The sequence below is a fragment of the Leptolyngbya sp. FACHB-8 genome, assembly GCF_014695575.1.
In the GTDB taxonomy this organism is placed as follows: Bacteria; Cyanobacteriota; Cyanobacteriia; order Elainellales; family Elainellaceae; genus Vacuolonema.
On record NZ_JACJOO010000010.1, the window covers coordinates 24,916 to 32,564 of the forward strand.

At 51.7% G+C, this 7,649-nt stretch carries 4 protein-coding genes; all 4 read left to right on the top strand.

The window, feature by feature from the left end; translation table 11 throughout:
* Positions 1–14: 14 nt before the first annotated feature.
* The 4 genes from H6F91_RS01930 to H6F91_RS01945 all read left to right on the top strand — a co-directional run bounded on the left by H6F91_RS01930 (position 15) and on the right by H6F91_RS01945 (position 7,352).
* A complete protein-coding gene (locus tag H6F91_RS01930) occupies positions 15–791 on the top strand; it encodes a DUF928 domain-containing protein (protein ID WP_190775044.1) in 777 nt (258 codons plus the stop codon).
* Positions 792–1,337: 546 nt separating this feature from the next.
* Positions 1,338–2,600 carry a DUF4159 domain-containing protein gene (locus H6F91_RS01935; RefSeq protein WP_206754885.1) on the top strand — a complete coding sequence of 421 codons (1,263 nt, stop codon included), beginning with the start codon at positions 1,338–1,340 and terminating at the stop codon, positions 2,598–2,600.
* Positions 2,601–2,683: 83 nt separating this feature from the next.
* Entirely contained in the window at positions 2,684–4,990 is a 2,307-nt protein-coding gene (locus H6F91_RS01940; protein WP_190775046.1) for a WD40 repeat domain-containing protein, read from the top strand.
* The gene (locus tag H6F91_RS01945) at positions 4,959–7,352 is read left to right on the top strand and encodes a hypothetical protein (protein ID WP_190775047.1); all 2,394 of its coding nucleotides are present in this window, start codon (positions 4,959–4,961) and stop codon (positions 7,350–7,352) included. Before H6F91_RS01940 ends, H6F91_RS01945 begins: the two co-directional genes overlap by 32 nt.
* Positions 7,353–7,649 lie beyond the last annotated feature (297 nt).

The following is a 7,649-nucleotide window of genomic DNA, read 5'->3' on the forward strand; positions in this document are numbered from 1 at the left end:
AGGAGCGCTATACCATGAAATATTATTCTCGTTTTTCAACCTATATCTTTCATATTCTTGTTCAATGTTCGTTGTGCATCTTTCCACTATCATTTAGTTTGATACCTGTTCGTGTCGCAGCTCAATCTAGTGCAACCGGAGGGACTTTTACACCACCACCACCACCCGTTGTGGGAGAACCGGGAGGTAGAGGCCAGGGAGGCGGCTCTCGCAGTCCAGAATGCGAACGCTATGCAGACGTTACGGCTCTGGTGCCGACAGTGCAGGTGGGCGATCGCACATTTCAATGGGGGCTCACCACCCGATCCCACCCAACAGTTTGGCTATCCGCACCCGCAGGCTTAGCCGATGCGGTTCCCATCGAGTTTACCCTATGGAGCGAAGATCCCCAGCCTATTTACCGAACCCTGCTCACCAGTACAGCAACAGCGCCAGGAGCTTTTCGGGTGACATTTCCTGAAGATACCCCTGCGCTATCTACGGGGACGGTGTATCACTGGACAGTCTCTATTTTCTGCAACCCAGAAACGCCGGATGTACCTGTAAGAGTTGATGCCTACATTCAACGGACGGAATTATCCATTCCCCAGGAAACCTCCGATGTTCTTCAGACATCAGCGGCCTATGCCAGAGGTGGCGTCTGGTATGATGCTCTGTCTTTGTTGGGGGAACAGTACGGGGAGAGTGGAGATGAGGCGATCGCCGCAGCCTGGACAGACTTATTACAGCAAGTCAATCTCCATCAGTTACCTAACAGACCCATCGGAGCCTGTTGTCAGACGTCCCCTTGATATAGCGATCGCTCACACCTCGCACCTTTCTAAAACCAAATTCCAAGAGCCTGATTTTGTGCGCTTCGCGCACAAAATCAGGCTCTTGGAATTTGGCGCAAAATCTGAGTATAAGCAAATCGCACTGAAATAAGCCCAAACCTGTACCCCAGAAAGGCCGGGGTCTGCTTCAAAACCCCAGTAAAGCGAAGCGACCTAACGCCTCCCCTGCAAGGTCTCCTTGCCGAGAGGGGGCCGGGGGGATGGGCAGCCGTCCCCCCAGTCAGGGGGGGTTGGGGGCGACGCGCCCCCAAGCCAGACCTGAGCGATCAATCCCAGCTTATGTCAGTATCTGTCGAATATGAGCATACTAAGGAGATTTCCAGATAAGAACTTCCCCATTATTTGGAAAAAAGGCGCGGCGAAGCCGTGCCTTTTTTCCAAATAATGGGGATATTTTTTCTCAGAAATCTCCTAAAGTCGTGACTATTAGTTACAGGAGATGACGAAAGTCCGATATTAAATTCGACTTTTTTAAGACGGCTATCAAGACATCTGTTAGAGGTTTTGAAGGGTGCAGTTTCCTATGATCAAAACGATCGCACCCTTACCCCCAAAGCCATGAATTTCGTCAACTTTCCTGCCCCCGATATTAAACCTCTCGAACGCTTAAACGTATACGATAGCTTGATGATCAACGCCCAACGATGGTCACTGGCCCATGCATACCATCGACAGCGGCAAAATGTGCACTATCAATCCCTCAACCAACCTGGCATTGTTTGTGGGTTGGGCATCACGATTATAGACCCACCAGATTCTACAGAATCGCGGTTTCGCGATCAACGGTGGATTGAAATTCAGCCTGGCATTGCCATTGATGTAGAAGGTAATGTCATCATCGTAGATGAAGCCGTTGATCGCACCTATCGCATTGCAGCTAAACCTCCTATAGCAGGGAGTATTACCGTTTATGTTGTAGTTAGTTATGTAGAACCAGAAGCTCCAAGTTATCAACCCCATTCTGAAGTCCTGCGAGAACAGTTTCGCTTCGATCAAAAAACGACACCACCCAAGGACCACGAAATTGAACTGTGTCGTATTCAGCTAAGCAACAATTTCATTCAGATTGAGCGTCCAGATGACGTTCTTTTCCCGGTGCAGAATCAGTTAGATATGAGCCATCGCTTACAGGCTCAAACGAAGCCGATCGCCACGGCCCATCTGGCTCAGATCAAACCCCAGAGCACAGAAGCCGGGGTATCAAAAGGGCAAGCGGTTACATTTCTAGCACGATCGACCTCGGCCCTTTATCCCAGCTTACAGGGCATAGCCGCTCCTAATGTTTTGTCGCTACAGGCTGAAGCGATCGCCCCCTACGATCTCCTGCTTCTTGATGCAGATCATGTATCGGAGCTCAGCGGCACCGAACAGGATGTCTTGAGTGAGTACCTGACTCAGGGGGGTATGGTGCTGATTGAATTGCTGGATACAAACGAGTTTGCGATCGCCAACTTTCAAAACTGGATCGAACACAGCTTCCAGACTGCTTTGGAATCCTGGCATGAGTTATCAAATGACCATCCGGTGCGATCGCATCCATTCCTTTTTGCCGCGCTTCCAGAGGTAGATCAGACATCCATCCAAGTCTGGTGTGGTGGCGGAATTATCTTTGTGGCTGGAGGGCTGTCATCGGCCTGGGCACCGGATGTTCAAGGAATGCGATCGCGCAATGACATTCGCACAGCTCAGGAATTTGGCATCAACCTGTTGCACTTTGCCTGGCGGCGACGACACCTGACCCAGTTGCTTCAGCCTGCGTTGTCGTAGGGACAATGCCCACAATTTGTAAATCCCTTAACTGACAAGGATGGGAGCACAATGCTCACCCGATCCGCTAGAGGAATGGAAGGATGGAAAACCGAATTCAAGCCACGGTTTCTAAACGGAAGCTCAGATTAATTCCAGACTTGGCCGCCGATCCCGATCTGAAGTCGGGCAATGAGCACGAGTTTGATGTGGTCGTAATCAATGCGAGTCGCTACTTTACCAGCTTTCAACTGGAGTTACTGGCTCCTGGCCTTGACTCACAAGCGGGAGGAGATTGGTACAGCATCGAGCCAGAGATCTGTGCCAAGAAACCACCCGGTGCCCAAACCCAATTTCACGTTGTTATTAAGAAACCGCCAATTCCGGCCTACGATACCACCCTGGATTTAACTCTGCGAATTTTTTCGGTAGAGTATGCCACTCTCTTCACCAGTCAACCCATTAGTTTATTGGTCGAGAAGCCGCGTCGATCATTACGCATTTTTCTGCCTAATAAGGATTTGAAGGTTTTTCCAGGGGATGAAATCGAGATTCCTGTTATCCTCTACAACCTCGATTCCAAATCGAATGCTGTTATTGTTAGCCTGACGGGGCTTGAGCCCGGTTGGATGACGGGCTCACGGGATATAGCCTCCATTGAACAGGAATTGACCATTGAAGCCGGAGATTCCCTCAAAACTAGCTTCTATTGCCGCCCTCCGCACTATACCGCCCTTAGCCAACCTTACCCCTTCACGGTAGAGGTCAAATCGCCAGCAAACTATTACAGCGCTCGTGAGCAGGGTGTTTTAGAGGTATTACCGCAAGGGGCTGTCACCTTTGAATGCCAACCTGAGGTTCAAACGATCGCCGCCAAGGGCCTCCGTAAGGCTGTAGGGACAGCTATCTATGAGTTGCGATTTGAGAATCGGAGTAACCAGCCGCAAGAGATCGCGATCGCCCCTTCAGAAGGCCCCCACCCATTCATTCCACCCCCACCCCTGCGCCTTCATCCAGGAGAAGTTCAGCAAGCCCCACTGGTTGTTCAACGGCGGCGACCCTGGTTAGGTTGGCCCCGACGGGTGTTGTTCCCTGTGACTCCGGAGTTAACCCCGATGCACAGCGACAGCTCCATGACAGCCGTGCAACTACAGCCCAATAGCAAAACCCTGGAGTTACGCATTCCGCCCCTCATTCCACCGCTTGCCCAACTAGGAAGTGCGCTCCTGTTCCTGCTGTTGCTCTGGATGCTGTGGTTACTCCGGTCTGATGGACATCACAGCACCGTTAATTTTGTCCGGTTCAGCGGCGATGGCACAACGGTATTGAGCGGTTCTAGCGACGAAACGGTACGACGCTGGTTTGTGAATCGAACCATGTGGCAACCCGATCGCCTACTGCATTGGCAATGGCAGGCTCAGCGATTGATTCAGCCCGATAACATCGGTGAGAACATTGGCAAAGCGGTCCGGGTAATCCGCCACGGACGCAAAAATAATTTAGTGGCCGTAGGTTTAGAGGATGGCACCATTCAGTTGTGGGATACTGCGTTCACCAAACCACAGCAAACCCTTTACCAGGGAACCGATCGTGTCTTTGATCTGGTGTTTACTCAGGATTCAAACCTGCTGTTCAGTGGACATGGGAGTGGCATGGTGCGTCGCTGGTCTGTGGTTCCATCCCAAACTGCCGGTCGTCAAATTCGTACATCCCTGGGTGAAATGTTCCCCGCTACCGCCAAAGAACCGCAGCGAACTTATTTCCCCTTTGCCGTATCGTCCCTTGCGCTCAGCGAATTCGATCAAGCTCCCCCATGGTTAGTTGTAGCAGGGCAATTTAATCAGCTGGTGTTGTGGGATTGGAATGCTAATCGCCTTTACAACGTCCCCTATCACTGGGAAACGCCCCCCTATGCCTTCTCGCAACCCATTATGGGTAAGGAGCAGGCGATCGCCAGCGTCGCAACCGCTCAAAATCTTCTGGCCACCGCTGATAACCAGGGTTACATCACCCTGTGGGATATGACAAAGCGCCCATGCCAGCTACAGGGCGATGCGGAGGGTATCTGTAATCTGCCCATCCTTGATCAATGGCGCGACGGTCATAGCAAGCAACCTGTGCGTTCCGTTGCCCTCACTTCTGACGGATGCTATATGGCCAGTACCGGGGACGATGGACGTGTCATGTTGTGGCCCCTGGAGAATGGAAAACGTTCGGAACATGAACGCAATGGTGTACGCCTGGCAGATTTCCCAATTCGCCTGAATAGCGTCGATATTACTCAAAAAGACAACACATTGGTGATTACCAGTGACGGTGATCGCGATCGCGTCATGCTGTACCGCATTCATACCCGCAACGATGCAAAGGATGAGAACCATGCCACTTGCCACACACCCACTATTTATTGAAGATCGAGCGGCGAATCACGAAGCCAAACGGGGTTCTGCGCTGAAACGGAGCATTGTGGTCAAGAACCTGGGCGATCGCCCCGCTGAAGTTGATTTGTGGATTGTTGCCACCGAACAAAAGGCAGAACCCATCCTGCGGTGGTGCAGCTTCAGCGAACGCAACCCGTTTCGTCTAGAGGCAAGGGAAAGCCGGGAAGTGATGCTCACCTTCGACATTCCCCAACAGGCTACACCTGATTTGTACCATTACGAAGTGCTGGTGGATGCCCAGGCGCAGTATCCAGACAAGCCACCCATCCGCCGCCCTCAACAGTTTCGCGTTCTACCCTCGACCCACGATGCGGAATGGGGAACTGACCCCCTGTTCTCGGTGCAGCCCGTTACCCAGGCAGCTAATCCCTATCGCCTTCAGGCAGGGGAAGCCTTAGATGTGACAGTTCACATAAAAAACTGCTCCAAACGGGTCGATCGGTTCTACCTCACCTGTCCCGAACTGCCGCAGTCCTGGTTCACCGTCCGCTATCCCGAAAGCAGTTTAGACAATCCCGGTTTGGTCAGCGAAACCGATGGACTGGAGTTGAATCCTGACAGCAGCGGTTCCATTGTTTTGAGGTTGCACCCGCCGCAATTTACCACTGCCGGACACTACTTTCCAACCCTCCGGCTCACCTCTAGCAATGACGATACCCTGCAACGACTGGATGTGGTGTATCTACAAATTCTGACGAGCGATCGCCTGGATGTACAGCTTCAACCCTCCCTACGCCGCATTCCCAGCGAATCTGGTCTGTTTGATGTGCAAATCAGCAATCAGGGGAATGTCGTTCGTAAACTCATTGTGGATGCCATTGACCCTGAACACCAGTTTCGCTACCGGATTGAGCCTTTTGTACTGCATCTGGAGCCGGGTCATAGTGAGCCACTCGTCATCCATACCATGCCCCGAAAGTGGTGGGCTCGTCCCTGGTGGGGCAAGGGGCGAGAGATTCCATTTGACCTTCACCTGAAAGAGGTTTCGGGTGCGATGGACGCGCCAAAGATACCGTCAACCGCTCAGGGGGTTATTCTTTGGCAAGCACGCCCCTGGTGGATGCTGGTGCTGCTGGTACTGGCAGGATTAGGGGCTGTAGGGGCGATCGCCCTCATGGTATGGCTCACTCTCTTCAAACGCCCCGCTCCCGCCCCTGTTCCTCAACCTCAAATTGTGGCCATTAACCCGACGGTTAATTCAACAACGGGGGAACCGCTAACCTATCGAGCAGGCAAAGACGAGACAATGCGCCTGGATTGGACAATTAACCGCTTGAATGATATTGATCGCATTACTATTATTCATCTAGAGCAAGGAACTGAAGTCAGCCGCAAGAATTACACTTTTGCAGGCAGCATCCCGAAAGAACTCCAGCGTCGTGCTGGACAGCAAGATTTGTGCGCCGCCGTGCAGGAGGACACCACTCAGTTAAGCTGCCGGGCCATGCCCATTGCTCAAGCCACCCCCGGAACCCACACATTTCGACTGCAAGTATTTTCCAGGAGCGATCGCACTCAACCTGTAGACGAACGAACAACAGATTCCCTGACAATCGCCGCGCTATCTCACCCTGCGATCGTGCAGTTTTCTCCGACTGCTGCGACGTATCAATCCGGGTCAGAAGTCGGGGAGGGAGCGATCGCACCGCCTATCCGCCTCAATTGGGAGATTAGTTCTCCTGAGCAAATTCAAGAGGTGCAGGTGATGGGCATTACAGAACATGGCACGATCACCGATGCGATGCAACGCTACTCCCTGGCTGATGGAGTTCCGCCTGAGCTGCAAGGCTTCTGCTCCATGACCACACGTCTGGTCTGCCGCAATGTACCAACTTCAGCGACTCGGCCTGGAACCTACACCTTTCAACTCACCTTAATTGCCAAGCAGTCAGAGCAGACCATAAAACAAACACCCCCCATTCGTATTCAGGCAACTCCCCCTAAAGTGCAATCGTTGCAGATCAACGGAGAGGATGTAGGACAAAACCCTACCCATCGCATTGAGCTGTCTGCCGATAAACCCACAACCATCACGTTTTCATGGCAGATTGAATCAGACCCCGATACCCAGGTTGAACTTCTCCCGGCACCGGGGTCAGTTCCAGCAACAGGCTCTCTGGAATATACGCTGAATGATCAACCGGGACAGCAACCTTTAACACTACGAATAACCAACCCATCAGGAGAACAAATGACACGAACAATTCTCATAGAAACCGTTGCTCCCCCACCTGAACCGGCGCCTCCGCCTACTGAGCCGACGAATCCTGTCAGTCCGGTTCCATCTCCATCTCCTAAACAACTCATTCTGCCCATTCCCGTTCAAAATTAGGGAAAACTCTGTTTTGTGAATGCGGTAGGCGAAACTTCTTGCATTTACAAAAATAGGATGCCTTCTGTTCAAAAGCTTATTGATATAAACTTGTCAACTCTGATAAGTCGTAGTTCTTGAAAAACTACGACTTCTTTTATTCAATATTCTGGACAGTTTTTGTGAAACCCTTGATTTTGCGTGCGTGAAGCGCACGCAAAATCAAGGGTTTCACAAAAACTGTCCGAACTAAGGAGATTTCCAGTAATGAAATTACCCCCAGAATGTTGGTGCTTTGCCCGCTTCGCGGGCAAAGCA